23 protein-coding genes are annotated in these 26,685 nt (G+C 33.4%); 11 read left to right on the top strand and 12 right to left on the bottom strand.

Annotated features, from left to right (window positions below):
* Nucleotides 1-180 precede the first annotated feature (180 nt).
* The 8 genes from groL to miaB form a co-directional block, all read right to left on the bottom strand.
* Nucleotides 181-1,809, bottom strand: a complete 1,629-nt coding sequence (gene groL / locus BOW57_RS14525) for a chaperonin GroEL (protein ID WP_089053993.1) — start codon at nucleotides 1,807-1,809, stop codon at nucleotides 181-183.
* Nucleotides 1,810-1,895: 86 nt separating this feature from the next.
* Complete coding sequence (gene groES, locus BOW57_RS14520; protein WP_012023920.1) at nucleotides 1,896-2,171, bottom strand: co-chaperone GroES; 276 nt, start codon at nucleotides 2,169-2,171, stop codon at nucleotides 1,896-1,898.
* A gap of 141 nt (nucleotides 2,172-2,312) precedes the next feature.
* Nucleotides 2,313-2,654, bottom strand: a complete 342-nt coding sequence (gene secG / locus BOW57_RS14515) for a preprotein translocase subunit SecG (protein WP_089053992.1) — start codon at nucleotides 2,652-2,654, stop codon at nucleotides 2,313-2,315.
* A 3-nt stretch (nucleotides 2,655-2,657) separates the two neighbouring features.
* Complete coding sequence (locus BOW57_RS14510; protein WP_129055244.1) at nucleotides 2,658-4,052, bottom strand: tetratricopeptide repeat protein; 1,395 nt, start codon at nucleotides 4,050-4,052, stop codon at nucleotides 2,658-2,660.
* 110 nt (nucleotides 4,053-4,162) lie between these two features.
* Nucleotides 4,163-4,681, bottom strand: a complete 519-nt coding sequence (locus BOW57_RS14505; protein ID WP_129055242.1) for an LptE family protein — start codon at nucleotides 4,679-4,681, stop codon at nucleotides 4,163-4,165.
* A gap of 102 nt (nucleotides 4,682-4,783) precedes the next feature.
* A complete protein-coding gene (locus BOW57_RS14500; RefSeq protein ID WP_089053989.1) occupies nucleotides 4,784-6,040 on the bottom strand; it encodes a sigma-54-dependent Fis family transcriptional regulator in 1,257 nt (418 codons plus the stop codon).
* 60 nt (nucleotides 6,041-6,100) lie between these two features.
* Entirely contained in the window at nucleotides 6,101-6,472 is a 372-nt protein-coding gene (locus BOW57_RS14495; protein ID WP_129055240.1) for a GxxExxY protein, read from the bottom strand.
* Between the two features lie 86 nt (nucleotides 6,473-6,558).
* On the bottom strand, nucleotides 6,559-8,004 hold the full coding sequence (miaB, locus tag BOW57_RS14490; protein ID WP_129055238.1) for a tRNA (N6-isopentenyl adenosine(37)-C2)-methylthiotransferase MiaB: 1,446 nt from the start codon (nucleotides 8,002-8,004) through the stop codon (nucleotides 6,559-6,561).
* A 320-nt stretch (nucleotides 8,005-8,324) separates the two neighbouring features.
* Here miaB and topA point away from each other — a divergent pair, with 320 nt between their 5' ends.
* The 8 genes from topA (at nucleotide 8,325) to BOW57_RS14450 (ending at nucleotide 19,316) form a co-directional block, all read left to right on the top strand.
* Nucleotides 8,325-10,841, top strand: a complete 2,517-nt coding sequence (gene topA, locus BOW57_RS14485; RefSeq protein ID WP_089053986.1) for a type I DNA topoisomerase — start codon at nucleotides 8,325-8,327, stop codon at nucleotides 10,839-10,841.
* Nucleotides 10,842-10,844: 3 nt separating this feature from the next.
* Nucleotides 10,845-11,996, top strand: coding sequence for a formimidoylglutamase (locus tag BOW57_RS14480; protein ID WP_089053985.1), 1,152 nt, complete (start codon nucleotides 10,845-10,847; stop codon nucleotides 11,994-11,996).
* A gap of 261 nt (nucleotides 11,997-12,257) precedes the next feature.
* Nucleotides 12,258-13,661 carry a gliding motility lipoprotein GldK gene (gene gldK / locus BOW57_RS14475; RefSeq protein ID WP_129023791.1) on the top strand — a complete coding sequence of 468 codons (1,404 nt, stop codon included), beginning with the start codon at nucleotides 12,258-12,260 and terminating at the stop codon, nucleotides 13,659-13,661.
* 69 nt (nucleotides 13,662-13,730) lie between these two features.
* Nucleotides 13,731-14,378: a gliding motility protein GldL gene (gene gldL, locus BOW57_RS14470; protein WP_089053983.1), complete on the top strand. Its 648-nt coding sequence runs from the start codon at nucleotides 13,731-13,733 to the stop codon at nucleotides 14,376-14,378.
* Nucleotides 14,379-14,429: 51 nt separating this feature from the next.
* Nucleotides 14,430-15,974: a gliding motility protein GldM gene (gene gldM / locus BOW57_RS14465; RefSeq protein ID WP_129055236.1), complete on the top strand. Its 1,545-nt coding sequence runs from the start codon at nucleotides 14,430-14,432 to the stop codon at nucleotides 15,972-15,974.
* Between the two features lie 45 nt (nucleotides 15,975-16,019).
* Nucleotides 16,020-17,009, top strand: coding sequence for a gliding motility protein GldN (gene gldN / locus BOW57_RS14460; protein WP_129055234.1), 990 nt, complete (start codon nucleotides 16,020-16,022; stop codon nucleotides 17,007-17,009).
* A 187-nt stretch (nucleotides 17,010-17,196) separates the two neighbouring features.
* A complete protein-coding gene (gldN, locus tag BOW57_RS14455) occupies nucleotides 17,197-18,186 on the top strand; it encodes a gliding motility protein GldN (protein ID WP_129055302.1) in 990 nt (329 codons plus the stop codon).
* Between the two features lie 80 nt (nucleotides 18,187-18,266).
* Nucleotides 18,267-19,316, top strand: coding sequence for an FAD-binding oxidoreductase (locus tag BOW57_RS14450; RefSeq protein ID WP_129055232.1), 1,050 nt, complete (start codon nucleotides 18,267-18,269; stop codon nucleotides 19,314-19,316).
* Nucleotide 19,317: 1 nt separating this feature from the next.
* Here BOW57_RS14450 and BOW57_RS14445 read toward each other — a convergent pair whose 3' ends face one another.
* Nucleotides 19,318-19,701 carry a DUF983 domain-containing protein gene (locus BOW57_RS14445; protein WP_129055229.1) on the bottom strand — a complete coding sequence of 128 codons (384 nt, stop codon included), beginning with the start codon at nucleotides 19,699-19,701 and terminating at the stop codon, nucleotides 19,318-19,320.
* A 66-nt stretch (nucleotides 19,702-19,767) separates the two neighbouring features.
* Between BOW57_RS14445 and abc-f the strand changes: the two genes are divergently transcribed.
* Nucleotides 19,768-21,681, top strand: a complete 1,914-nt coding sequence (gene abc-f, locus BOW57_RS14440) for a ribosomal protection-like ABC-F family protein (protein ID WP_089053977.1) — start codon at nucleotides 19,768-19,770, stop codon at nucleotides 21,679-21,681.
* Between the two features lie 203 nt (nucleotides 21,682-21,884).
* On the opposite strand, the gene BOW57_RS14435 is transcribed toward abc-f, so the two are convergent.
* Nucleotides 21,885-22,844 (bottom strand): App1 family protein, encoded by a 960-nt coding sequence (locus tag BOW57_RS14435; protein WP_129055227.1) that lies wholly within the window; start codon nucleotides 22,842-22,844, stop codon nucleotides 21,885-21,887.
* A 63-nt stretch (nucleotides 22,845-22,907) separates the two neighbouring features.
* Between BOW57_RS14435 and BOW57_RS14430 the strand changes: the two genes are divergently transcribed.
* The gene (locus BOW57_RS14430; protein WP_129055225.1) at nucleotides 22,908-23,777 is read left to right on the top strand and encodes a diacylglycerol kinase family protein; all 870 of its coding nucleotides are present in this window, start codon (nucleotides 22,908-22,910) and stop codon (nucleotides 23,775-23,777) included.
* Nucleotides 23,778-23,808: 31 nt separating this feature from the next.
* Here the strand turns inward: BOW57_RS14430 and BOW57_RS14425 are convergent, their stop codons facing one another.
* The gene (locus tag BOW57_RS14425) at nucleotides 23,809-24,954 is read right to left on the bottom strand and encodes a GNAT family N-acetyltransferase (protein WP_129055223.1); all 1,146 of its coding nucleotides are present in this window, start codon (nucleotides 24,952-24,954) and stop codon (nucleotides 23,809-23,811) included.
* Between the two features lie 118 nt (nucleotides 24,955-25,072).
* A complete protein-coding gene (locus BOW57_RS14420; RefSeq protein WP_129055221.1) occupies nucleotides 25,073-25,561 on the bottom strand; it encodes a DUF1761 domain-containing protein in 489 nt (162 codons plus the stop codon).
* Between the two features lie 186 nt (nucleotides 25,562-25,747).
* On the opposite strand from BOW57_RS14420, the gene BOW57_RS14415 reads away from it, so the two are divergent.
* Nucleotides 25,748-26,533, top strand: coding sequence for a Two component regulator three Y domain protein (locus BOW57_RS14415; RefSeq protein ID WP_129055220.1), 786 nt, complete (start codon nucleotides 25,748-25,750; stop codon nucleotides 26,531-26,533).
* Nucleotides 26,534-26,685 lie beyond the last annotated feature (152 nt).

Raw genomic sequence — 26,685 nt, 5'->3', positions numbered from 1 at the left:
CACGAATGCTTTGCGCAAAAAAAAGTGCCACAAATTAAAAGGATTCTCACAGATTATAATCTTTTTAAGCCTTTGAATCTGTGGCTAAAAAATAATTCGTGAAAATCCATGTAATTTGTGGTAAACAAAAAAAAACGCTGGATAGAAATCCAGCGTTTTAAGTTTTAAGAAGAGAATGAATTACATCATTCCTGGCATTCCGCCTCCCATTGGCATTCCGCCAGCGTTTTCTTCTTTAATATCAATTAATGCACATTCTGTAGTAAGGATCATTCCAGAAACAGATGCAGCATTTTCAAGAGCTACACGAGTTACTTTTTTAGGATCGATAATACCAGCTTTAAGCATATCTACATATTCGTCAGTTTTTGCATTGTATCCAAAATCACCAGAACCTTCACCAACTTTTGCTACAACTACAGAACCTTCAAGACCTGCATTTTCAACAATTGTTCTTAATGGAGATTCAACAGCGCGAGATACAATCTGGATTCCAGTTGCTTCGTCAGCGTTATCAGCTTTAAGAGAAGCTAAAGCAGCTTTTGCTCTTAATAAAGCAACACCACCACCAGCAACAATTCCTTCTTCAACAGCAGCGCGAGTTGCATGTAATGCATCGTCAACTCTGTCTTTTTTCTCTTTCATTTCAACCTCAGAAGCAGCACCAACATAAAGAACAGCAACACCGCCAGCTAATTTAGCCAAACGCTCTTGTAATTTTTCTTTATCGTAATCAGATGTAGTAGTTTCCATCTGACCTTTAATTTGGTTTACTCTGTTTTTGATAATGTCAGCTTCACCAGCACCACTTACAATAGTAGTGTTGTCTTTATCGATAGAAACTCTTTTTGCAGTTCCTAACATTTCGATAGTTGTATTTTCAAGAGTATAGCCTCTTTCTTCAGAAATTACAGTTCCACCAGTTAAGATTGCGATATCTTCTAACATTGCTTTTCTTCTGTCTCCAAAACCTGGAGCTTTAACAGCAGCAATTTTAAGAGCACCTCTTAATTTGTTTACTACAAGAGTTGAAAGAGCTTCTCCGTCAACATCTTCAGCAATAATTAATAAAGGTTTTCCAGATTGAGCAACTGGCTCTAAAACTGGAAGTAATTCTTTTAAAGAAGAAACTTTTTTGTCGTATAATAAGATGTATGGAGAGTCTAATTCAACTTCCATTTTTTCTGGGTTTGTTACGAAGTAAGGAGAAAGGTATCCTCTGTCAAACTGCATACCTTCAACAACATCAACAAAAGTGTCAGTTCCTTTAGCTTCTTCAACAGTAATAACACCTTCTTTTCCAACTTTAGCAAAAGCTGTAGCGATTAATTCACCAATAACTTCGTCATTGTTTGCAGAGATAGAAGCAATTTGTTTGATTTTGTCAGAATCGCTTCCAACAACTTTAGCTTGAGAAGCTAAGTCAGCAACGATAGCTTCAACAGCTTTGTCGATACCACGTTTTAAATCCATTGGATTTGCACCTGCAGCAACGTTTTTCAAACCTTCTTTTACGATAGCTTGTGCTAAAACTGTAGCAGTTGTAGTTCCGTCACCCGCTAAATCATTAGTTTTAGAAGCTACTTCTTTAACCATTTGTGCGCCCATGTTTTCTAATGGGTCTTTTAATTCGATTTCTTTTGCAACAGAAACACCATCTTTAGTAACCGTTGGTCCGCCAAATGATTTTCCAATGATTACATTACGACCTTTTGGTCCAAGAGTTACTTTTACAGCATTTGCTAATGCATCAACACCACGTTTTAATCCGTCACGTGCTTCAATATCAAATTTTATATCTTTTGCCATTTTAATTTTTGTTTAAAGTTTGATTTGTTTCAAGTTATTGAAGTTCTTAATTCTTAAGACTTCGTTACTTAGTACAATATGTATTTTTAGATTATCGCTAAGATGTCGTCTTCACGCATAATCAAATAATCAGTTCCTTCTAGTTTTAATTCAGTTCCTGCGTATTTACCGTAAAGTACCGTGTCGCCAACTTTTACAGTCATTGTGTGATCTTTTGATCCGTTTCCTACTGCAACTACAGTTCCTTTTTGTGGTTTTTCTTTGGCAGTATCTGGAATAAAGATTCCTGAAGCAGTTTTAGTTTCAGCTGCAACAGGCTCAATAAGTACGCGGTCTGAAAGCGGTTTTATGTTTAAAGCCATGATTTTATTATGTTATTAGGTTATACGTTTTTTAATGTTCTAAAAACTTTCAGAAACTATGCCATGCTCATAAAACTGACATTATTTCTTAAAAAAAATGCCAGCTTTGACAGGCTGGCATTTTAATTTATATCAAAATTATTATTTTGTCGCAGGTGCTGCCGGAGCAGGAGTTTGCTGTGCTGGTGCAGCTGGTGTAGTTGCAGCAGGAGCTTCTGTTTTTTCAATAATTTTAGATCCTGTGTCGTTTAATGATCCTGTAAAGCTTAAGCTTGAAAGTAAAATTAAAACAATCAAAATAGTTGCTAATGTCCAAGTACTTTTGTCTAAAAAGTCAGTTGTTTTTTGAACACCGCCTAACATTTGAGTTCCGCTGATAGTAGAAGATAATCCTCCTCCTTTAGGGTTTTGAACCATGATTACTACGATCAATAGAAAACAAACTATTGTGATTAAAACTAAAAAAATTGAAAATGTGCTCATTGCTTAATTGTTATTGTTATTTTGTTGTAAAATCTTTATATCCGAAATGCGGTCTGCAAAGAAAGTAATTTTTTCTGGATATTTCAAAATTAATATTTCATATGCTTGTATCGCTTTGGTATATTTTTTTTGTTCTAAATATACTCTGGCTAAAGTCTCTGTCATTAAGTAAGAATTATCCTCTTTATTAATGTCGAATTGTACTGCAGGGGTTATTGCAGTCTGTTTTATTGGAGATATTTTAGGATTTGTTTCGATAAACTTATCGATTATTTCTGCCTTTTTCTTTTTTTCTTCCTCAATTCTCTCAACTTCCTCAGCTGTTTTGGCTTCATTATTATTTGCTGTGTCCTCAGTTCGGTCAATAGGTTCAGTTTTTGCCAGTTGCAGCCATTCTTGAAAAGAATGTTTTTCGTTATCAGAGAAATCTAATGGTTTTCCTATTTCAAGATTTTTTTCGGCATTTTTTACAGGTTCAGAGCTCTCTGTTTCTTTTGGTTCTTCTTCTGTTTTTACTTTATCAAAAACAATCGTTGACGCCTCTTTTATTGAACTCAAAATTGATTCTTCGATTGGAGAAACTCTTACTTCTTCGATTTCGTCGTCTACAATTTCTTCGAAGAAAGTTGGAATTGCTCCTTTAATTGGTGTAACTGCTTTCTGTTCGGTAACCGGTTCAATTGTTTTTTCTTCTGATTTTGTCACTTCTTCAAAAGTATTTAATATTTCTTCTTCAGTAGGACTTATAATAGAGGACTCAATAATAGTTTCTGTTGGAGTGCTCTCTGTTTTTTCAGCCTCTTTAAAAGTGTTTAAAATTTCTTCTTCACTAGGGCTTGCAATTATTGATTCGTTAACAAGAGTTGCTGGTTCTTCTGTTTTTACTTTTTCTTCAAAAGTATTTGCTGCAGCTTCTTTTATCGAACTTAAGATTGATTTTTCAATAATAGGATCAATAGGTTTTTCTATAATTTTTGCAGGTTCTTCAAATACTACATTTGAGGCTTCTTTAATCGAGTTTAAAATAGACTGTTCAATAGGGTCAATTTTTGTAAATGTAACTTTATCGATTGGTTTAGGCGAGACAATTTCGCTGTCAACAACAGTTATTTCTAGTAAATCTTGAAGTTTACGATCGTAATATTCACCTTGAATTGTGGTGAAATTTTCTGAGGTAATAAAATCAAATAATACTGAACGATCAGCTGTGTGAGCAGCAGTAACTTTTAAGGCATAGTTATACTTAAAGCTGTTTTGGTTGTAAAGTCCTTTTAATCGCAATGCTCTGGCACTTTGAAAATACGGAAATTCATTCAAAACACTTCCTAATGCTTCTGCCTGCTGTTCTGTAATAGCATCGGGTTTGTTCATTAAGTAAGTATAATCAGTTACATTCATTTCTCTTTTTATTTAATCGTCTAATTATTGTTTTTTTGATTTGAAAGGTTCGACTATTGCATCAATTTATCGATTTTACGAATAAACTTTTTAACAGTTAAATTAAAAAGCTACCATTTTGCTAATGATTCATTAAAGACATCCTGAGTAATTCTCTCAAAAATAGTTTGAATTGCTGTGTTTAAAACACTACCTGTTGGTAATTCATTTCCAGGGAAATCGAAGTAAAACTCAAATGTTCTTTCGAAATCATCTGTTTCTTTCTTTTTGTTTGTGAAGCGAACATTTATTCGAATCGTCAAACGGTTTTGTGCTGCTCCCACGTCACCTGTTGATGTAACAGCGGTTGCTGTCATTGGCGTGATTCTGTAATCTACAATTTCTCCTTCGTATGTTAATTCTCCACCAGTACTTACCAAGTTTAAATTGGTTTGATTTTGAATTAAATCTTGCAATGCCAATGTAAATTGTCTGTCTATTCCGGGTTCAATCAAATCAGCGTTGTTTTGGAAAAAGTTAACTTGAAAAGTTTTTGCGTCAATTGGTCCCGTTCCCGTAAAATTGTAAACACCGCAGCCGCTGAAAGTGGTTGCTATTAATAGAATAAAAAGATATTTTAAGTTTTTCATTTTTTATTTTAAGTATTGCTTCGCCAGTTTACTGACGCTTGGATCAAAGGTATTCATTTTTGGTTTAAAATGTTTTGGTGTTTTTTCGACTTTGCACTAAAACTATAAATCAAATTGTTTAATTTTTCGGTATAAAGTTCTTTCAGAGATACCTAATTCATCAGCAGCAGCTTTACGTTTTCCTTTGTTTTTTTCTAATGATTTTTTGATCATTTCGATTTCTTTTTGTTCTAAACGTAAAATCTCTTCTTCTTCAATGGTTTCGGCAAACAAATAATTGTCTTCAGGCATTTGATAATTTTCTTCGCGGCCTGCAGGGGTCATAACAGCAGTTCTTGGTTCTTCTTCAAAATCAATCTCGCTTTCATTTTCCTGTGAACCGTATATTTTCTGAATTAAATTCGGGTTGATATCCTGAACTTTTGAAGTGCCGTTCTTCATTAACTCTAAAGTCAATTTTTTTAAATCATTCAGATCGCTTTTCATATCAAAAAGGACTTTGTACAAAATATCTCTTTCTGTGCTAAAATCACTTTCTTTTTTACTGTCGCTTATTACAGATGGCAGGTTGCTTCCTTCAGCAGGAAGATACGATTGTAAAGTGGCTGCCGAAATATCGCGATTGGTTTCTAAAACCGAAATTTGTTCAGCTACATTTCGAAGCTGACGGATATTTCCGTTCCATCTAAATTTTTGCAATACATTTACAGCATCGTCATCTAATTTTAAAGGAGGCATTTTGTATTTATGAGCAAAATCGGCCACAAATTTTCTAAACAATAAATGAATATCGTCATTTCGTTCACGCAATGGAGGTAATGTAATTTCGACTGTACTTAAACGATAATATAAGTCTTCACGAAATTTTCCTTTTTCGATAGCATTAAATAAATTCACATTTGTAGCAGCAACAATACGAACGTTGGTTTTTTGAACCTGAGACGAACCTACTTTTATAAATTCTCCATTTTCCAAAACACGAAGTAAACGAACTTGCGTTGTCAGCGGTAATTCACCCACTTCATCCAAGAAGATTGTTCCGCCGTCGGCAACTTCAAAATAACCTTCACGTGTGCTTGTAGCTCCTGTAAAAGCTCCTTTTTCGTGTCCAAAAAGTTCGCTGTCAATTGTTCCTTCCGGAATCGCTCCACAGTTTACCGCAATATATTTTCCGTGCTTTCTGTGTGAAAGCGAGTGTATAATTCTAGGAATATTTTCTTTACCAACACCACTTTCTCCAGTCACCATTACCGAAATATCAGTAGGAGCAACCTGAATGGCTTTTTCGATAGCACGATTTAATTTTGGGTCATTGCCAATAATCTCAAATCGTTGTTTTATTGCTTGAACTGTTTCCATGTATCTTCTTTTTTTCTTTTGCCACGAATTTCTCGAATTTCACAAATTTTTGAAAAGTGGTCAATGAACAACTCTTTTATGTTGTAAGGACTTTTTATTAAAGTTAACAATAATTCCTAAATCACTATCTGCCAGTTTTAAATAATTGATTGTTTGAGCAGTATATTTATCAATGATGTCTTTTGATGCTTTGACTTCTAAAATAATTTCATCGTAGACAACAAAATCAGCATAGAATTTATGTGCTAGAACAATGTCTTTATATTGAATGTTATATTCCTTTTCACGTTCAAAAGGAATATTGTGCTTTCTAAATTCATATTCTAGTGCATCTTTATAAACTATTTCTAGAAGCCCTCCACCGAGTATTCTATGAATTTCCATACAAATGCCGACAATTTTAAAATACTCTTCTTTTCTATACAATTCCATAATTTACTTTTTCAAGAAAATTTATTAATTCAAAAATAAATGAAAGAAAATTCGTGTAAATTTGTGTAATTCGTGGCAAACTAAAATTAATTCATGCTGCTAAGTCCAATCGCTTCACCTTTTAAAGTTCCGCTGGTACAGCTTGTAATTTTTACATTTACAAAGTCTCCAATTTTATAATTCTCTTTCGGGAAAACGACTGTTATACTTTGAGAATTTCTTCCAGAGAATTCTTCTTTTGATTTTTTAGAAACTTTTTCTACTAGAACTTCAACAACTTGTCCAACAAATTCTTCACTTCTAAACCAAGCGTGTTTTTGCTGCAAATCGACAATTTCCTGTAATCTTCGGGCTTTAGTTTCTTCTTCAACATCATCTTCCATTTTTCTTCCAGCCAAAGTTCCTGGGCGTTCAGAATACGAATACATATAACCAAAATTATATTTCACATATTCCATTAAACTCATTGTGTCTTGGTGATCTTGCTCTGTTTCTGTTGGGAAACCAGCAATCATATCTTGTGAAATCGAAGCATTTGGAATAATCGCTCTAATTTTGTCAATCAAAGCCATATATTCTTCACGAGTATGCAGACGATTCATTTCTTTTAAAATTCGGTTACTTCCAGATTGAACTGGTAAGTGAATGTGTTTACAGATATTTGGATACTTCGCAATAACATGCAAGATACTCTCATGCATATCCTGCGGATTCGAGGTTGAAAAACGGATACGCATTTTAGGAAAACCAACCGCAACCATTTCAAGTAATTGGTCAAAATCGACAGCCGTTGCTTTTTGCATTTCAGAAGCATTTACAAAATCCTTCTTCAAACCACCGCCATACCAAAGGTAACTGTCAACGTTTTGTCCTAAAAGTGTAATTTCTTTAAAACCTTTGTTCCATAAATCCTGAATTTCAGCCATGATACTTTGCGGTTCACGACTGCGCTCACGTCCGCGTGTAAAAGGCACAACACAAAACGTACACATATTATCACATCCTCGTGTAATTGAAACCAAAGCTGTGATTCCGTTGCTCATTAAACGAACCGGCGAAATATCCCCGTAAGTTTCTTCTTTTGATAAAATTACATTTATGGCGTCACGACCTTCTTCAACTTCCGCTAACAAATTTGGAAGATCTTTGTAAGCGTCAGGGCCGACAACAAGATCGACTATTTTTTCTTCTTCTAAAAACTGACTTTTCAAACGCTCGGCCATACAGCCTAAAACGCCCACTTTCATTTTTGGATTTGTACGTTTTACTGCATTGTATTTTTCTAGACGTTTACGAATCGTTTGTTCGGCTTTGTCACGAATAGAACAAGTGTTTACCAAAACCAAATCAGCTTCTTCAAGAACTGAAGTAGTGTTGTATCCGCCGTCAGACAAAATGGAAGCTACGACTTCACTGTCTGAAAAATTCATCGCACAGCCGTAACTTTCTATAAAAAGTTTTTTAGTATTCTCGGGTTTATTTTCTAAAACAAGACTTTCGCCTTGTTTGCTTTCTTCAATAATCTTTTCCATTGTAAAAATTCAAAGTGCAAAGATAGCGTAAATACGATCAATATGACAAGATGGCAGGGAAAGAATTAACAAATTTAATTTTCAGAGATTGTAGTTCTATTTCTAGATTAGTAAAGCGATATGGATGGTTGTTTAAACTCATAAATAAAAAGCATATTTCTCGGTTATCGAATAGTAAAATTTACACCTATATATATAATAAAGAATAGTTCAGATAAATCTTCAATTTTAAGAAACATAATACTAAAATAACTCAAAAATGAATTGACGAGGTTAATATTTAAAAAAAATAAATACTTTTGTTGCAGAAAAATAGAGCAATGGCAAAGAATTTAGTAATAGTGGAGTCACCTGCAAAGGCGAAAACAATCGAGAAATTTCTAGGGAACGATTTTCAGGTGGAGTCAAGTTATGGTCACATAGCCGACTTACCATCAAAGGAAATAGGAGTAGATGTAGAGAATGGTTTTAAGCCAAAATATGAAGTTTCTTCGGATAAAAAAGCTTTGGTAAGTAAACTTAAAACACTATCTAAGAATGCCGAAACGGTTTGGTTAGCAAGCGATGAGGACCGCGAGGGGGAAGCTATTTCTTGGCACCTGGCGGAAGAATTGAAACTTGATAAAAAGAAGACGAAACGTATTGTTTTTCATGAGATTACAAAATCTGCGATTCTTAAAGCAATCGATAATCCAAGAGAAATCGACTATAATTTAGTAAACGCACAACAAGCACGTCGTGTTCTGGATCGTTTAGTAGGTTACGAATTATCTCCAGTTTTATGGAGAAAAATTAAAGGCGGACTTTCAGCAGGTCGTGTACAATCAGTTTCTGTACGTTTGATTGTCGAGAGAGAGCGCGAAATTCAAAACTTTAATGCAGTTGCAACATATTCAATTGTTGCTGAATTTGTAAACGAAGCAGGAAAAGCTTTTAAAGCAAAACTGCCAAAAAACTTCAATACTAAAAAAGAAGCCGAAGATTTCTTAAATCAAAATATCGGTTCTAAATATAAGGTAGCCGATTTAGAAACTAAACCTACCAAAAAATCTCCAACAGCACCTTTTACAACTTCTACGCTGCAACAAGAAGCAGCAAGAAAATTGTATTTACCAGTTGGAATTACAATGCAGTTAGCACAGCGTTTATACGAAGCCGGACTTATTACTTATATGAGAACGGACTCGGTAAATCTTTCAAAAGAAGCAATGGATGCCGCTGAAGCTGAAATTATAAAATCATACGGAAAAGAATTTTCAAAACCGAGAGTTTTTGCTAACAAAAATAAAGGAGCACAAGAAGCGCACGAAGCAATTCGTCCAACAGATATGTCTCGTCATACTGTAAATATTGATCGTGATCAGGCTCGTTTGTACGATTTGATTTGGAAAAGAACTTTGGCGTCACAAATGAGTGATGCGCAGTTGGAAAGAACAAACGTAAAAATTGAAGCCGATAATCACAGCGAAATTTTTACGGCTTCTGGGGAAGTTTTGCTTTTTGAAGGTTTCTTAAAAGTGTACTTAGAAGGTCACGATGATGATGAAGAGGAACAAGAAGGAATGCTTCCTGCATTAAAAGTAAATGAAAAACTAGCGAATAATTATATTACAGCGACAGAACGATATTCAAGACCGCCGGCACGTTATACTGAGGCATCTTTGGTGAAGAAACTAGAGGAACTTGGAATTGGGCGTCCGTCTACTTATGCGCCAACTATTTCAACAATTATCAATAGAAATTATGTTGAAAAAGGAACTCTTGAAGGTCAGGAACGTAATTATACACAGCTTACTTTGCAAAACAGTAAAGTAGGAGAGAAGCTTTTAAAAGAAAATACAGGTTCTGATAAAGGAAAATTGGTTCCAACAGATATCGGAACTATTGTGACAGATTTCTTGGTTAAAAACTTCGGAAATATTTTAGATTATAATTTTACTGCAAAAGTTGAGCAGGATTTCGATGAAATTGCCGAAGGAAATATTGACTGGGCAAAAATGATGCAGGATTTCTACAATAAATTTCACCCAAATGTAAAAGAAGTTGAGGCAAATGCTGAACGTGAAAGCGGTGAAAGAATCCTAGGAAAAGATGCTGACGGAAGACAAGTTTCTGTTCGTTTAGGAAAATTTGGACCAATGGCTCAAATTGGAGAAGCAGACGACGAAGATAAAAAGTTTGCCAGCTTAATGGCAGATCAAAACATTGGAAATATCACGCTTGAAGAAGCTTTGAACTTATTCTTACTGCCTAAAAATTTAGGAGAATATAAAGGAGAGGAAGTAGAAGTCAGTAACGGTCGATATGGTCCGTATGTTCGTCACGGAAGCGTATTTATTTCATTACCTCGCGGTGAAGATCCTTTAGGCGTTTCAAAAGAAAGAGCACAGGAGTTAATTGACGAAAAAGCACTTGCTGATGCGCCAATTGCAATGTATAAAGGAGAGCCTGTTCAGAAAGGTGTGGGGCGTTTTGGTCCGTTCATCAAATGGAATGGTCTTTTTGTAAATGTGAGCAAAAAATACAATTTTGATAATCTATCTCAGGCTGATGTTGAAGAACTGATTGAAGATAAATTGCAAAAAAATATAGATAAAGTACTTCACAATTGGGAAGACGAAGGAATTTTGGTTGAGAAAGCGCGTTGGGGGCGTTCAGTGATTACAAAAGGTAAAATCAAAATTGAATTGAGTAAAGATGTTGATGCGACAAAATTAACATTGGCAGAAGTTCAAGAAATGATTGCTAAGAAAACTCCAGCAAAAAAAGCGCCAGCGAAAAAAGCGGCAACAACTAAAAAAACTCCAGCTAAAAAACCAGCTGCTAAAAAGAAATAATAAATGGAATTTGATTTTCTACAACCGCTAAATGAAGGCATGGTAAACTTCATTAGTTCATTGTCTTCACAAGAACTCGGCAGTAAAATTGTGTTGCATACACAAGATCAATTTCCTGATATTGATAAAATTAATATTGCTATTGTCGGCGTTCTTGAAGATCGCCGAAATATCAATATGATAAATGAAGTAAACCTTACAGCGGTTCGTAAAAAACTGTACGGAATGTTTCCTGGTAATTGGGATGCATCTATAGCTGACCTTGGGGATATTCTTGCAGGTGATTCAGTAGAGGATACTTATTTCGCAGTAAAAAAAGTTACTTCGACTTTAATTAAGAATAAAGTGATTCCTATAGTCCTTGGAGGTTCACAAGATTTGACCTATGCTTTGTATCGTGCTTACGATGATTTAGAGCAAATGGTGAATTTGGTTTCTGTAGATAATAGGTTTGATTTTGGTAAAGAAAACGAACTGGTTTCGGCTAATTCTTATCTGACTAAAATCATTATTGATGCGCCAAATAATCTTTTTAACTACTGTAATATTGGTTATCAGACCTATTATAATTCACAAGAAGAAATTGATTTAATCGAGAAGTTGTTTTTTGATGCTTACCGTTTAGGTGAAATTTCAAATAAAATTACGCTGGCTGAACCAGTATTCAGAGATGCTGATTTAGTGAGTATTGATTTGAATTCTGTTAAGTCTTCTGCTTCAGGTAATGTTGTTACTTTTGAGCCAAACGGTTTTAACGGAAAAGAAATTTGCGCTTTGGCGAGATATGCTGGAATTAGTGATAAAGTTTCTTCATTTGGAATTTTTAATCACAACAGTACAGCGCAGGAATCACCTATTATTGCTCAAATTGTATGGTATTTTATTGAAGGGTATCATTATCGTTCAAAAGAGTATCCTTTTGGAAGCAGAACGAATTACTTAAAGTATATTGTTCCTTTGGAAGAAGAGGAGTTGGTGTTTTATAAAAGTGATAAAACAGACAGATGGTGGATAGAAATTCCATTCGAAACAAATGGCAGCAATAAACTAAAAAGAAATACGTTATTACCATGTTCATATGAAGAATATTTGAGTGCTTGCAACCAAGAATTGCCAGAAAGATGGTGGAAAGCACAGCGAAAAAATGCTTTATAGGGCAAAAATTCAATAGAATTCTTAATTTTTTTGAATTACAAAATATTGCAAAATATTTTTTAGTAAGATAAGGTTTATATATGATAAAAAAACGTGTTTTACGTCGATTTTTTCGGTTAGTTTGTCGATGAAATATTTTTTTTTATTTTATTTAACATTATTTTTGAACGGTAAAATAAATTTCGCGAGTAGTATTGTTTTTTAGATAAATAATAAATACGTTTACGAACTATAATAATGAATAGATAATCCCAAATTTATATGAAGAAGTTTATTGCATTTACAGCAATGTTAACACTAGTAATTGGCTGTGGTAAGTCAGGTGACAAAGGTGAGTTAGTCGGTGTTACAGGAGGGAAATGGCATCCTGAAAAGCCTTATGGAATGACATTGGTTCCGGGTGGATCTTTTATTATGGGTAAATCAGATGCTGATTTAGCTAATGTGGAAGATGCTCCAACTAAATCAGTAACTGTTCGTTCATTTTATATGGATGAAACTGAGATTACTAACAGTGAGTATCGTCAATTTGTAGAATGGGTAAAAGATTCTACAATGAGAGTTCGTCTGGCTATTTTAGCTGATGAAACTGGTCAAAAAAGTACTGGTGGTAAAGGCAGTAAAGGTGGTAGTATCGCTGATTATGCATTTAATGATTCTGAGCCGGATAAAATGACAGCTTATGATAAATATATGTATGATAACTATTATAGCGTAGGAACAAAAGACGATCCGTATGCTGGTAGAAAATTAAACAAAAAAGTTAAGTTAATAAAAGATACAAAAGCTTATCCAGATGAGTATTATGCTGAGGTAATGGATTCTATGTATTTACCAATTGAAGAATCATATAATGGTTTAAGAACAATTGATGTAAATAAATTGAAATTCCGTTATTCTTGGATGGATATTCAAGCAGCAGCAAAAGCTAAAGTTGGAAAAAGAAAAGACTTTGTTAAAACAGAGCAAGTAAGTGTTTATCCAGATACAACAGTTTGGATTAAAGATTTCGCTTATTCGTACAATGAGCCAATGCATAATGATTATTTCTGGCATAAAGCTTACGGAGATTATCCAGTAGTTGGTGTAACTTGGAAACAAGCTAAAGCATTTTGTGCTTGGAGAACATTAAACAAAAACGGTTATATCAAATCAAAGAAAAAAGGACGTGATTTAGTTAATGCATTCAGATTGCCAACAGAGGCAGAATGGGAATATGCTGCTAGAGGTGGTCTTGAGTCTGCAACTTACCCTTGGGGAGGTCCTTATACTAAAAGCGATAGAGGTTGTTTCCTAGCAAACTTTAAGCCTAACAGAGGAGATTATGCAGCTGACGAAGCTTTGTATACAGTTGAGGCAAAATCATACGATCCTAATGGTTACGGATTATACAATATGGCAGGAAATGTTTCAGAGTGGACAGATTCAGCTTACAATCCAAACGCATACGAATATGTTTCTACAATGAACCCTAACGTAATTGATGGAAACAATCAAAGAAAAGTTGTTCGTGGTGGTTCTTGGAAAGACGTTGCTTATTTCCTACAGGTAAGTACACGTGATCACGAATACGCTGATTCAGCAAGAAGTTATATTGGTTTCAGAACTGTACAAGATTACATGGGAACTCAAGTAACTGGAAACGGAACCAGTAAAAAGAAATAGTATATTACAATTAAAATCAATACAAATCCAAATCGAATCTATTTAAATTAAAACCTAAAAAAAAGAATTATGGCATTATTAAGTAAAAAAGCAATGAATTTCGCTTATGGTATGGGAGCGGCAGTAGTAATTATTGGAGCTTTATTCAAAATTACTCACTTTGAATTGGGACCATTAACAGGAACTGTTATGCTTTCAATTGGATTGGTTACTGAAGCAATAATTTTTGCATTATCTGCTTTTGAACCAGTTGAAGATGAACTAGACTGGACTCTTGTTTATCCTGAATTAGCTAACGGTCAAGCGAGAAAGAAAGCTGAGAAAGTAGAAACTCCAACTGATGCCCAAGGATTATTATCTCAAAAATTAGATGCAATGTTGAAAGAAGCTAAAATTGATGGTGAGTTAATGTCAAGCTTAGGAAACAGCATCAAAAACTTTGAAGGAGCTGCAAAAGCAATTTCTCCAACAGTTGATTCTATTGCAGGACAAAAGAAATATGCAGAAGAAATGTCTATGGCTGCTGCTCAAATGGAATCATTAAACAGTTTATATAAAGTACAATTAGAAAGTGCTTCAAGAAATGCACAAGCAAACAGCGAAATCGCTGAAAATGCTTCTAAATTAAAAGAACAAATGCAATCTATGACTGCAAACATTGCTTCATTAAACAGTGTTTATGGTGGTATGCTTTCTGCAATGAGTAACAAAGGATAATTAGTTTTTGACTATTATATTAAATTTATTAATAAGAACTAATTAGAAAAAATGGCAGGAGGAAAATTAACCCCTAGACAGAAGATGATTAACCTGATGTATCTGGTTTTCATCGCAATGTTAGCAATGAACGTATCAAAAGAAGTTATATCTGCTTTTGGTTTGATGAACGAAAAATTTGAAGGTTCAAATAAGAGTTCAATTGAAGCAAACAAAGGATTATTATCTGCTTTAGATCAAAAGGCTGCAGAAGCAAAAGGAGAGTTTGCAACAGCAGCAGCAACAGCACATAAAGTAGAAACAATTTCAAAAGAATTTTATGATTATATAGCTACTCTTAAAGCACAGGCCGTTAAAGGTTTTGAAGTTGATAAAGCAACAGGAAAGATGCCTTACGAGTCTATGGACAGAGGTGATAATATCGACGACTGGTTTACAGGAGACGGGTACACTAAAAAAGGTACTGAAATTATCACTAAAATCGAGAAATACAAATCAGATATTAAAGCGGCTTTAGGAACAGATAAAAAATATGCTGCAATTATTTCAGAAGTTGAGAAAAAATTTGACGTCTCTGATGTAAAAAATAAAGACGGAATTAAAGAAAAATATTTAGCTTATCACTTCAAAGGATTTCCTGCAATTGCATCTGCTGCAAAGCTTTCAGCTTGGCAGAATGATGTTCAAAAAGTAGAAGCAGATGTTTACAACAGTGCTTTAGGAAAAGCGGCAGTTGCTGCGGCATCTTATAGCAATTACGAGGCGATTGTTGTTTTAGATAAAAATGCTTATTTCCAAGGAGAAAAAGTAACTGGAAAAGTAGTGTTAGGTCGTTACGATGAAAATACTAAACCAGAAAGTGTAACAGGTGCGTCATTAGATGCTGCTACTGGTCAAGCTAGAATTAATTTGACAGCTGGCAGTGTGGGTGAGCAAAATATTGGAGGTCAATTTAACTTTATTGAGGATGGTAAAAAAATTAATTTGCCATTTAAAGGTACTTATGTTGTTGTACCTCGCCCAAACTCTGCTACAATTTCTGCTGATAAAATGAATGTTGTTTATAGAGGAGTTGTTAATCCAATCTCTGTATCATTCGCAGGTGTTGCTGATAATAAAGTTGTAGCTAGTGCTCCAGGATTATCATCGGCTGGTAAACCAGGGAAATATAACATGAATCCAGGTTCAGGTACAGAAGCTACAATTTCTGTAACAGGAACATTGCCAAATGGAGATAAAGTTTCTGATAAGAAAACTTTCAGAATTAAAGGTATTCCTGGTCCAACAGGAACAATTAGAGGTGAGATGGGTGTTGTAAAAGGACCTAAATCTAACTTAGAAATTGCTACTATTGGAGCTAAATTACTTGATTTTGATTTTGAAGTTGGTTTAGATGTTGTAGGATTTAATATGAAAATTGCTGGACAGCCTACGGTTGTTGTAAGCGGAAACAGATTGAATGCTCAATGTAAACAAGTTCTTTCTAGAGCTGGTAAAGGAGACCAAGTTACTATTTCTGAAATTAAAACTAAACTTGTTGGAGCTGGTAGTTATTTATTGCCAAGAACTGCTCCGGTAATTTACGAAATACAATAATATAAGTAGTGAAAACTACATTCAATATCTTATAATGATACCACGATGAAAGTAAGAAATTTTTTAATAGCTATTGTTTCTATCGCTGGAGGTTTAACTTCTAGTGCGCAATCTAATTTGCTTAACGCGAAAACACCAGCCCAAATTGGACTTAAAACTCCTGCTCAGCTTATCTCTGATAACGATAAGCCATTAGCTTATGGTTATGTGGATGATAGAGATGTTTTGATGGGAAAAACTACTTGGGAAATTATTGATTTAAATGAAAAAATCAATTTTCCATTATACTTTCCTATTGATACAGCTAATATTGGTTCAGATAGACGTTCGCTTTACGACGTTTTGACGAAAGCTATCAAAAAAGGTAAAATAACTGAAGTGTACAGCGACAGTTATTTTAATACTAAAAAGTCTATGAAGGACATCGAAGGTGCATTGTCTCGTATTGATACAACAGATGCTGGTAGAGAATTAATCAACCAATATCCGGATGATTACAAAACACGTGTCGTTAAGAAAAAAGTTGTTACTGGTACTGGTAAGAAAAAAGTTGTTTCTTACGTAGACGAAACAGTTGGTCCAACAAGATCTGTACCTGCAGAATATATTTTGAAACAAGACTTGACTGCTGCTGATGTTACACAGTACAAGATTAAAGGATATTGGTATTTTGACAAACGTCAAAGTGAATTGAAGTATCGTTTACTTGGAATCTGTCCTGTAACGCCAGACGTTTATACAATGAACAGTGACGAAAAGGATTATATCGAATTATTCTGGGTTTTCTTCCCGAATGCACGTGAAGCACTGCATGAAGCAAAAGCTTTCAATGATAACAATTCGGCATTGCCAATTTCATTTGATCAAATATTAAATTCTCGTCGTTTTAACGCAGTTGTTTACAAAGAAGAGAACTTATATGGAGACAGAGCAATCAGTGACTATATGAAGGATAATGCTCAAAATCAATTGTTAGAATCTGAAAGAGTAAAAGAGAAGATTCGTAACTTCGAGCAAGATATGTGGAACTATTAAGTATCTATATTAAATTTTAAGAAAAACTCTTACTACCTTTGTAGTAAGAGTTTTTTTATTTTACCTGCATTTTAGAGAGCTTCAAATTTAGTTGTTTTTTAAGGTTGAATTTATTTTTAACTTATTGTAGGAAAAATAACAACAAACTTCGTATTTTTGCGTTATAACGTCTTATAATTAAATTATGATGAAAATAACAAGATTTTTAATGGTGTTTGTTTTTGTTGTGGGAAGTTTTGCTTCAAATGCACAATCAAATTTGCTTAATGCTAAGACAGTTGCTCAAATTGGGCAAAAATCTCCTGGAAGGTTGATTTCTGATAATGATAAACCATTATCTTACGGTTACGTAGACGATCGTGATGTACTGATGGGCAAGACAACATGGGAGATCATTGATCTGAATGAAAAGATTAATTTTCCGTTGTATTTCCCTGTGGATACTGCAAACATTGGTCCAGATAGGCGTTCGCTTTATGATGTTTTGACAAGAGCGATCAGAGAGGGTAAAATAACCGAAGTATATTCGGATAGTTATTTTAATACCAAAAAAACAATGAAGGATATTGCAGGGTCTCTTACACGTATTGATACTACAGATGCAGGGAGGGAACTTATTAATCAATATCCAGATGATTATAAATCTCGAGTTGTAAAGAAAAAGGTAGTTACCGGAACTGGTAAAAAGAAAGTTGTTTCCTATGTGGATCAAACTGTTGGTCCAACAAGAACAGTTCCTGCCGAATATATTTTGAAGCAGGATCTTACTGCTGCTGATGTTACACAATATAAAATTAAAGGATATTGGTATTTTGACAAACGTCAGAGTGAATTAAAATATCGCTTGCTTGGAATTTGTCCTGTTACGCCAGACGTTTACACAATGAACAGCGACGAAAAAGATTATATCGAATTGTTTTGGGTCTTCTTCCCAGATGCTCGTGATGTTTTGAATCAGGCAAAAGCTTTTAACGACAAGAACTCTGCAGCACCAATTTCATTTGATCAAGTTTTAAATTCTAGACGTTTTAATGCTATAATTTACAAGGAAGAGAATATGTATGGTGATCGTGAAATTAAAGATTATATGAGAGATAATGCACAGCAGCAATTGTTAGAATCTGAACGAGTAAAAGAGAAAATTCGTAATTTCGAAGAAGATATGTGGAACTACTAATGCTCTAATATTAAATTATAAGCAAAACTCTTATTACCTTTGTAGTAAGAGTTTTTTTTATTTTATCTATTCATAACAGCATGTTTGATTATATTATCGTTGGATCTGGTTTAGCTGGAATTTCATTTGCAGAGATTGCGCTTAGAAATAATAAGTCTATTTTGGTAATTAGTGATAATTCTCAAAATTCATCGCGAGTTGCAGGAGGATTATATAATCCTGTTATTTTAAAACGCTTTAGTGAAGTTTGGAAAGCGGAGGAGCAGCTTGTATTAATGGAAGATTTTTATAATCATGTTGAGGCTAAGCTAGAAACTAAGTTTAATTTTAAACTGCCAATTCTTAGAAAGTTTTTCTCTATAGAAGAACAAAACAATTGGTTTGCAGCTTCAGATAAGCCTCTTTTGGCACCATTTCTTTCAACGAATTTAATTTTTAAAAAATATTTCGGAATAGATTCACCATTCGATTATGGTGAAGTTTTACATACTGGTTATGTTGATACCTCACTTTTATTAGATAAATACAAGGAGTATCTCTTAGAGAATAATCTGTTATTGCAAGAGTCGTTTGATCATTCAAAAGTAATAATTAACGATAATTCAATTCAATACAAAGACTATCAAACAAAAAATATAATTTTCGCAGAAGGTTTTGGACTTCATGTCAATCCTTTTTTCCAAGAATTACCACTTGATGGTACAAAAGGAGAGCTTCTAATTATAAAAGCGCCAGAACTAGATCTAGATGTAATTGTAAACACCAGTGTCTTTATTCTGCCTTTAGGCGATCATCTGTACAAAGTTGGAGCAACCTATAATTGGAAAGACAAAACAGATCTGCCAACAGAAGAAGGCAAGACCGAATTAGTCGAACGAATTAAGGAAATTATCAATTGCGAGTTCGAAATCATATCTCATTTTGGCGGTGTTCGCCCAACGGTTCGCGATAGACGACCTATTATCGGAACACATGATAAACAGCAATCACTCCATTTGCTAAATGGTTTAGGCACAAGAGGGGTGATGTTAGGACCTGCAATGGCTAAAGATTTATTTGATTTTATCGAAAATAAAAAGCCATTAGATCCAACAATTGATATTCAGCGATTCTATAAAAAGAGAAAATAAGTTATTTTCGATTTGTTTCTGGGTCGTAAGAAACAAACATATTGATATATAAATTTCTAGAAAGACGTAAAACAAATGGAAACAATAGAATTAGTGTAATAACTATGGCTATAAAAGACTGTTCAATATTGGCACCAAAAAACACAAAAGAAACAATAAATGCCGCAATTCCCACGGCAACATTTAAACCATAACTAACATACATTGCGCCATAAAAAAACGAAGGTTCTATTTGATATTTTAAACCGCAATGGCTGCAATTCTCGTTCATTTTTAGAACATTAGTCAAATGAAGCAGATTTTTGTCTGAATACATGCTCTCATTTTGACATTTTGGACAACTTCCTGTTAAAATACTATTTAGTTTGGATCCTTTTTTTAACATTTGCAAAAAATTTAAAACAAAGGTACATTTTTGTACGAATACTGCTTGCAACAATAGTCACAAATTATGCTTAATATACACAATCTTTCGGTTTCTTTTGGAGGAACATATTTATTTGAAGAAGTTACTTTTCGTTTAGGTGCCGGCGACCGCGTAGGTCTTGTTGGTAAAAACGGAGCTGGTAAATCGACAATGCTAAAAATGTTAGCAAGAGATTTTGCTCCAGATTCTGGAGTTATCTCTCAAGAGAAAGATATCAGAATGGGATTTCTGCGTCAGGATATTGATTTTGAACAAGGAAGAACCGTGCTTGAAGAAGCTTATGAAGCTTTTACCGAAATTAAAGTTGTAGAAAAAAAGCTTGAAGAAATTAATCATCAATTAGTTACTAGAACTGATTATGAAAGTGAAGAATACAGTCAGATCATCGAGGATTTATCTGATTATACACATCGTTTTGATCTTTTAGGAGGTTATAATTATGTTGGAGATACAGAGAAAATTCTTTTAGGACTTGGTTTTAAAAGAGAAGTTTTTAATAATCAAACCGAAACATTTTCTGGAGGTTGGAGAATGCGTATCGAATTAGCAAAATTACTTTTGCAGGCAAACGATGTATTGCTTCTGGATGAGCCAACCAACCACTTAGATATCGAAAGTATCATTTGGTTAGAGAACTTTCTTCGTAATTATCCTGGAGTTGTCGTAATTGTATCGCACGATAAAATGTTCCTTGACAATGTTACAAACCGTACAATCGAAATCTCTTTAGGAAAAGCATACGATTTTAATAAACCATATTCTCAATATTTAGAATTACGTCATGAAATTCGCGAAAAGCAACTAGCAACGCAAAAAAATCAGGCGAAGAAAATTGAAGAAACAGAAAAATTAATCGAAAAATTCCGTGCAAAAGCTTCAAAAGCTTCAATGGCGCAATCGTTGATTAAAAAGTTAGATAAAGTTGAAAGAATCGAAGTTGACGAAGATGACAATTCAGTAATGAATATCTCATTTCCAGTTTCAAAAGAACCTGGAAAAGTAGTTATTGAAGCAGAAGATGTTACAAAAGCTTACGGAGATAAAACGATTTTAAAAGATATTAGTTTATTGGTTGAACGAGGCAGTAAAATTGCCTTTGTCGGCCAAAATGGACAAGGAAAATCGACTTTTATTAAAGCATTGGTTAATGAGTTTGAATACCAAGGAAATATCAAACTTGGGCATAATGTGCAATTGGGGTATTTCGCACAGAATCAAGCTGAATATTTAGATGGCGAAATTACTTTGCTTCAAACTATGGAAGATGCGGCGACAGATACGAATCGTTCTAAAGTTCGTGATATGTTAGGTTCATTTTTGTTTCGTGGCGACGATGTAGAGAAAAAAGTAAAAGTACTTTCTGGAGGAGAACGTAACCGTTTAGCACTTTGTAAACTATTATTACAGCCAATCAATGTGTTGTTAATGGATGAGCCTACGAATCACTTAGATATTAAATCTAAGAACGTTTTAAAGGCTGCTCTTCAAAAATTTGGTGGAACTTTATTGTTGGTTTCTCACGACAGGGATTTCTTGCAAGGAATGTCGAATATCGTTTATGAATTCAAAGATCAAAAAATCAGAGAATATTTGGGAGATATTAATTTTTTCTTAGAACAGCGTAATTTAGAAAATATGCGTGAAGTTGAGAAAAAAGATGTTGTAAAAACAGCCGCTCCTAAAGAAAATAATAAAACTTCTTACGAAGATCAGAAAAAAGGAAAAGCACTTCAAAACCGTTTGAGTAAAGTCGAAAGCCAAATCAAACAATTAGAAAAAGATATTCAGCATGACGATAAAATGCTGGCTTCTAATTATGACAAACATATTGAGGATGCTTCATTTTTTACTGCTTATAATAAAAAGAAACAAGATCTTGACCAATTGCTTTTAGATTGGGAGATTGTTCAGGAAGAAATTGATAATTTTAACGCTTAATATAAAATTGTTTCAAGTTTAGAGTTGAATATTTTACATAGAGATTAACCGCAAGGCACACAAAGGATTACGAAAAGTTCGCAAAGTTTTTTTGACAAAGCTTTGCGAACTTTGTGTTTTATAAAACCTCGCAGATCAAAAAACTTTGCGTGCTTTGCGGTTAGATTTACTAGTCTAGATGGCAACTTGAAACCTGAAACAAATTAAATAATCCCAATAGATTTAGAATGAGCAATTGCTTCGCTGCTTTCCTTAAAATAGCAAACAGCAACATCAAGAGATTCTAAATTTTGCATCACTTTTTTTACTTCGCTCTTCTGAGATTTACCAGTTTGTCTTATGTAAACAGCAACTACAGTAACGGGGAAAATTTTACAAATTCGTTCATATAAAACAGGATCCTGCTGTGAATCATCACCCAATAATACATATTTAAGATTGGGATAGAATTCTAAAACGTGTTTTATTTTATCAAATTTATGATCATGATTACCCCGTCCGCTCATAAAAAAGTCAGTAAGACTTCGTTTAATATCTTTTAACAGAATTACGGCTCTCGGTAAATGGTGTATTTTGGCAAACTTTACAATAAATCGGTACAAATTCCATTCACTGCTTGAGATAAAGAAAAAAGCATTTTCACCCTCAGTATTATGACGTCCGGCAGAACTTAATGCTTGATAATGCGATACAACATCCTTGAATACTCTGCGGTCGTTTACATTTTTAAAGAGTAAAATATATATTTTCCTAAAGATATTCTGAGTATGCGAAATCAAAAAAGTATCATCAATATCAGATATAATTCCTAGATTTCCTTTATGTGGTCTAATGAAATTTGCTTTTGAAACAATAATTTCCGAGTCGTATTTTATACTTACTTCATATTCGATCCATCCAAAATGTGTTTCTTTTTCAAGCGGAATGCAAAATTTAAAATAACCATCGTCAAGCGTTTTGGTATGAATCTCTTGATTACCATACTTTAAATAAACATCAAAATTTTCAAGTGTTTTTATCCTAAACTGATTGATAATTGAGCTGGCATTTTTGAAGTTTTTTTTCTGAAAATCGTAGTCATAAGTTCTTTTAAAGACATGCCCCATTACAATTAATTCTTCTTCATTGGCATAACCTCGATATAATTGTAAAATTGGTTTCATTAATTCCGTACTTTTATAGAGTACTGTAAATTAATTATTTTAATTGGTTTTAAAAATAAAATTTTGAAAAAGAATATACTATTTGTTGTAAATCCTATTTCTGGAGATCTTGATAAAACAGATTTAATTGATGCTGTTAGAGAATTTGCAGCAGTAAATCATTTTGATTTGAAGGTTTATGAAACTACAGGAAAAAATGATTTAAAAGAAATACAAACACTATACAATCAATTTAATCCAGAACGAATTATCATTGCCGGAGGTGACGGAACCATTAAAATGGTAGCCGAAGCAATGGAGCAATATGACATAATTCTTGGCATTTTACCTGCAGGTTCTGCGAATGGTCTTTCGGTCGATTTAAATTTACCGTCAAGTATCGAAGAGAATCTCAGAATTGCATTTTTACACCATTATATCGAGATGGATATGATTTGTATAAATGGTAAAAAAAGTATTCATTTAAGCGATCTTGGTTTAAATGCCAACTTGGTCAAAAACTATGAACAAAGCGATTTGAGAGGTTTTTGGGGATATGCATTGCAGGCGTTTTCGGCTTTAAAAGAATCAGAAGAACCTTTTATTGCAACTATTTTGGCGAATAATGAAGAAGTTGAACATACAGCAAGAATGCTTGTAATTGCCAATTCGCAAAAGTATGGAACAGGAGTAGTTATTAATCCAAATGGTGCAATGAATGATGGGAAATTTGAATTAGTAATTTTAAAAAGCCTCGATTTATTATTGATCGGAAAAATTATTACAGGTAATATGCCAATTGATTCTGATGATATTGTTATTATTTCAACAGATAAAGCAACGATAAAAACAGACTATCCAGTCAATTTTCAGATTGATGGTGAATATTGTGGCGAACAGACTAATCTAGAAGTTCACATTTTGCATAAGCAGATGAAAATAGCAATTCCATAAGTGAAAATTGAACTTTACCAAAGTTTTATAACTATTTAAAAGGATTTCGTTCCTGCCATTCCGTCTTAGGTTCCAGGTAATTAAAGAATCTGCCAATATTGTGATTGATTAATGTATTGCTGTGCGTAATTAAACCATACATTTTTACTGGTTTTGCACCAACAGAACTTTTAATTTCAAGAGCAGTTCTGGCAAATACAATTGACTCAAAGCCTTGATTAATGGAATAGGCAATCATATCATAAAGCATATTTAAATAAAGCATTTTTTCGCGTTGAATACTTTCATCATATCCTAAAAAATAAGTATCCATTACAGTTCCATTCTTTATCAAAGTATTAAAACCAATTAGTTTTTCATCTAGAAAATAACCGTAAAGCAAAAAATCATCTTTCATGATTTCTTTAAAAAAGCTAAAGTGATTTCGAGCTAAGAAAAAAGTATTAAAAGGCGCATTTTTTGCCACATGAAAATACAACTCGTAAATAACATCTTCATATTTTCGAATATCAGAAAGTGACATTTTTTTCTTTTCAATTCCTTCCGATTTTTTTCGAGCCCGCTTGTACTGATCTCGATATTTTTTTGACAAAGCATCGATATAGTCTTGTTCAGTTTTCCAATTTTTATTGATCTCAAAAACCATATTGGGCTGCGTCGAAAAAGTATAATTGTTTTTAAATTCAGCTTGCAAAGGCTCGATTTCTTTTGCAGTAAAATCTTTTATACTCGTTATATGTACTTTTTTACCTTGTGCTTTTAAATCTTTTTTGAGCTGTGTAATTGCTTTATGAAGTGTTTTAATTGCTTTTGCCTCTTTTATATTTGGACTAAAAGCAAAGGCATTTTGTCCTGTCAGCATATTGTTGCCAACAAATAAAACATGTGATGCAAAGTTTTTGAAAGCAAAATTACGCACCGAAGTTTTCAAGCATTGATCACGTTCGCCAAAAGATTCCAGTTTTTCGGCAAATAAAAATTGAGTTAATGCAATTCCCAAAAGAGTTTCTTTATCAAAAATTCCAATAAAATGGCAAATCATATTTACAGGAGAAGAATTTTCGAGTATCTCGAGATATTCCCGTGTCAAAAAGATGTTATTATCAGCCAGCGAGTTCCATTCTAAAGGCAGTAATGATGCGCTGTTGTAAATTTGAAAAGAATAAGTTGTATTCAAAAGAGAGTGCTAATTTGTTCAAAATTAGATAATTTTTATAATAACTCAATTGCTTTAAGTTATTATTAAGAAAAACCCGTTTGAATTTGCTTTTTCAAACGGGTTAGTTATTTGTTATTTATGCAAATCCGCAGATAATACCGCCCATTAAAGCAAGCGTAACCATCCAATAACCTGCATGAATAAAAATATATTTCCAAGACTTTCTTTCAAATAAACCATTAATTCCAACAATTGGAAGCGCAAAGAATAAGCCTGACATAAACCCATGAAGTGCGCCATGCTTAAAGGTGCGATATGCAGTGCCATAATCAGCCATAAAAGCTTTAAATGAAGGTTTTGCAGCTTCAATCAAAGGCGGACCGCCAACCATTCCTACGGCTCCAGATTGATGAATGGTTAATCCCATTAATATTACTGTAATCATTAAAGAGAAAATATAAGTAAACCCAAATATCTTGAGCATATTTCCAGTTTTAAGATCATCTTCTGTAAAATTATTTTCTTTCATCCAGATTGTACCAAATACTTTAGGATGGTACCAAATAAAACCAACTACCAATGTGACAATTGCGGCTAATAAAAGCGCAGAGAAGTGAATTTCCATATTATGAGGTTTTTTATAATTAGTTGATTCAAAAATAGTTAAAAAATGGTTAGGTTGTTAAATGTTAAATAAGTAGTAAAAGTAATACGTATTTTTTATTTATCAACACTTTATCGACAATACATGCATTATGTCTAGTAATTTCTTAATTTTGAAAATATAAAAACCTAATTCCCCAAATTAGTTATGAAAAGCTTAACCACACTTTTTTTAATGCTTGTTTTTTCTCTAAATAGTTTTGCAGATACTGTTTCAGATAAAGAGAAAGAAGCGTTACTAAAATTTTATCATGCTACAAATGGCTCAAATTGGAAAATAAAGTGGGAATTATCACTTTCGGTCTCGACTTGGTATGGTGTTGAAATAGAAGATGGAAAAGTTGCGGCGCTCAATTTGCCAGACAATAATTTACAAGGAGAATTACCACCTGAATTTTTTGATTTAGTCAATTTAGAAAGGATCGATCTGCACAAAAATAAATTAGAAGGAACATTACCAAATGAAGTAAATAGCTTTAAAGAACTTGAAGTTCTAGATATTTCATCGAATAAAATATCTGGTGAATTGCCTTTAAGTTTTGGGAGTTTAAAAAAGCTTGAAGTACTTTCGTTATTTGACAATGAAATTGAAGGACAACTGCCTGGTTCAATATATACGATAACAACCTTAAAAGTATTGCTTTTAAACAGTAATAAATTCTCTGGAAATTTGAGTAAAGAGATATTGAATTTAAATGCTTTGCAAAACCTAAGTTTATTTAATAACAGTTTTGATGGTGAAATTCCTGAAGAACTGGAGAAATTAAAGAATTTGTCAGAGATGAATCTTTCGTACAATAAATTTAAAGGAGCTGTTTCAAAAAAATTAACCTTGTTGGATTCGTTGAATATGACAATGTTTGATGAAGATGGAAATCCATTTTTATTAGATTTAATCGAAGAAAAAATACCCGAAAATATTATCGCAAATTAATCGTGCTTATGAATGAATTTTACTCGTTGAAAAAAAGTTGATTAAATATATTTAGTTAATTGCCGAAAAACCGTAATTCTTTACGGTTTTTTTTATTTAGTTTTTTTGAGTTTATGAATTGTTAAAAGGCATTGCAGTTATTTTTATTGTTT

The organism is Flavobacterium sp. YO64 (assembly GCF_004119505.1).
GTDB classification, from domain to species: domain Bacteria; phylum Bacteroidota; class Bacteroidia; order Flavobacteriales; family Flavobacteriaceae; genus Flavobacterium; species Flavobacterium oncorhynchi.
Note: the sequence above shows the minus strand (reverse complement) of the source record. Positions and strands in the feature narration are given on the sequence as shown.

What these genes read in the sequence shown, in the direction of transcription:
- groL (WP_089053993.1), bottom strand. Translation starts at nt 1,809, where the DNA reads ATGGCAAAAGATATAAAATTTGATATTGAAGCACGTGACGGATTAAAA.
- groES (WP_012023920.1), bottom strand. Translation starts at nt 2,171, where the DNA reads ATGGCTTTAAACATAAAACCGCTTTCAGACCGCGTACTTATTGAGCCT.
- secG (WP_089053992.1), bottom strand. Translation starts at nt 2,654, where the DNA reads ATGAGCACATTTTCAATTTTTTTAGTTTTAATCACAATAGTTTGTTTT.
- BOW57_RS14510 (WP_129055244.1), bottom strand. Translation starts at nt 4,052, where the DNA reads ATGAATGTAACTGATTATACTTACTTAATGAACAAACCCGATGCTATT.
- BOW57_RS14505 (WP_129055242.1), bottom strand. Translation starts at nt 4,681, where the DNA reads ATGAAAAACTTAAAATATCTTTTTATTCTATTAATAGCAACCACTTTC.
- BOW57_RS14500 (WP_089053989.1), bottom strand. Translation starts at nt 6,040, where the DNA reads ATGGAAACAGTTCAAGCAATAAAACAACGATTTGAGATTATTGGCAAT.
- BOW57_RS14495 (WP_129055240.1), bottom strand. Translation starts at nt 6,472, where the DNA reads ATGGAATTGTATAGAAAAGAAGAGTATTTTAAAATTGTCGGCATTTGT.
- miaB (WP_129055238.1), bottom strand. Translation starts at nt 8,004, where the DNA reads ATGGAAAAGATTATTGAAGAAAGCAAACAAGGCGAAAGTCTTGTTTTA.
- topA (WP_089053986.1), top strand. Translation starts at nt 8,325, where the DNA reads ATGGCAAAGAATTTAGTAATAGTGGAGTCACCTGCAAAGGCGAAAACA.
- BOW57_RS14480 (WP_089053985.1), top strand. Translation starts at nt 10,845, where the DNA reads ATGGAATTTGATTTTCTACAACCGCTAAATGAAGGCATGGTAAACTTC.
- gldK (WP_129023791.1), top strand. Translation starts at nt 12,258, where the DNA reads ATGAAGAAGTTTATTGCATTTACAGCAATGTTAACACTAGTAATTGGC.
- gldL (WP_089053983.1), top strand. Translation starts at nt 13,731, where the DNA reads ATGGCATTATTAAGTAAAAAAGCAATGAATTTCGCTTATGGTATGGGA.
- gldM (WP_129055236.1), top strand. Translation starts at nt 14,430, where the DNA reads ATGGCAGGAGGAAAATTAACCCCTAGACAGAAGATGATTAACCTGATG.
- gldN (WP_129055234.1), top strand. Translation starts at nt 16,020, where the DNA reads ATGAAAGTAAGAAATTTTTTAATAGCTATTGTTTCTATCGCTGGAGGT.
- gldN (WP_129055302.1), top strand. Translation starts at nt 17,197, where the DNA reads ATGAAAATAACAAGATTTTTAATGGTGTTTGTTTTTGTTGTGGGAAGT.
- BOW57_RS14450 (WP_129055232.1), top strand. Translation starts at nt 18,267, where the DNA reads ATGTTTGATTATATTATCGTTGGATCTGGTTTAGCTGGAATTTCATTT.
- BOW57_RS14445 (WP_129055229.1), bottom strand. Translation starts at nt 19,701, where the DNA reads ATGTTAAAAAAAGGATCCAAACTAAATAGTATTTTAACAGGAAGTTGT.
- abc-f (WP_089053977.1), top strand. Translation starts at nt 19,768, where the DNA reads ATGCTTAATATACACAATCTTTCGGTTTCTTTTGGAGGAACATATTTA.
- BOW57_RS14435 (WP_129055227.1), bottom strand. Translation starts at nt 22,844, where the DNA reads ATGAAACCAATTTTACAATTATATCGAGGTTATGCCAATGAAGAAGAA.
- BOW57_RS14420 (WP_129055221.1), bottom strand. Translation starts at nt 25,561, where the DNA reads ATGGAAATTCACTTCTCTGCGCTTTTATTAGCCGCAATTGTCACATTG.
- BOW57_RS14415 (WP_129055220.1), top strand. Translation starts at nt 25,748, where the DNA reads ATGAAAAGCTTAACCACACTTTTTTTAATGCTTGTTTTTTCTCTAAAT.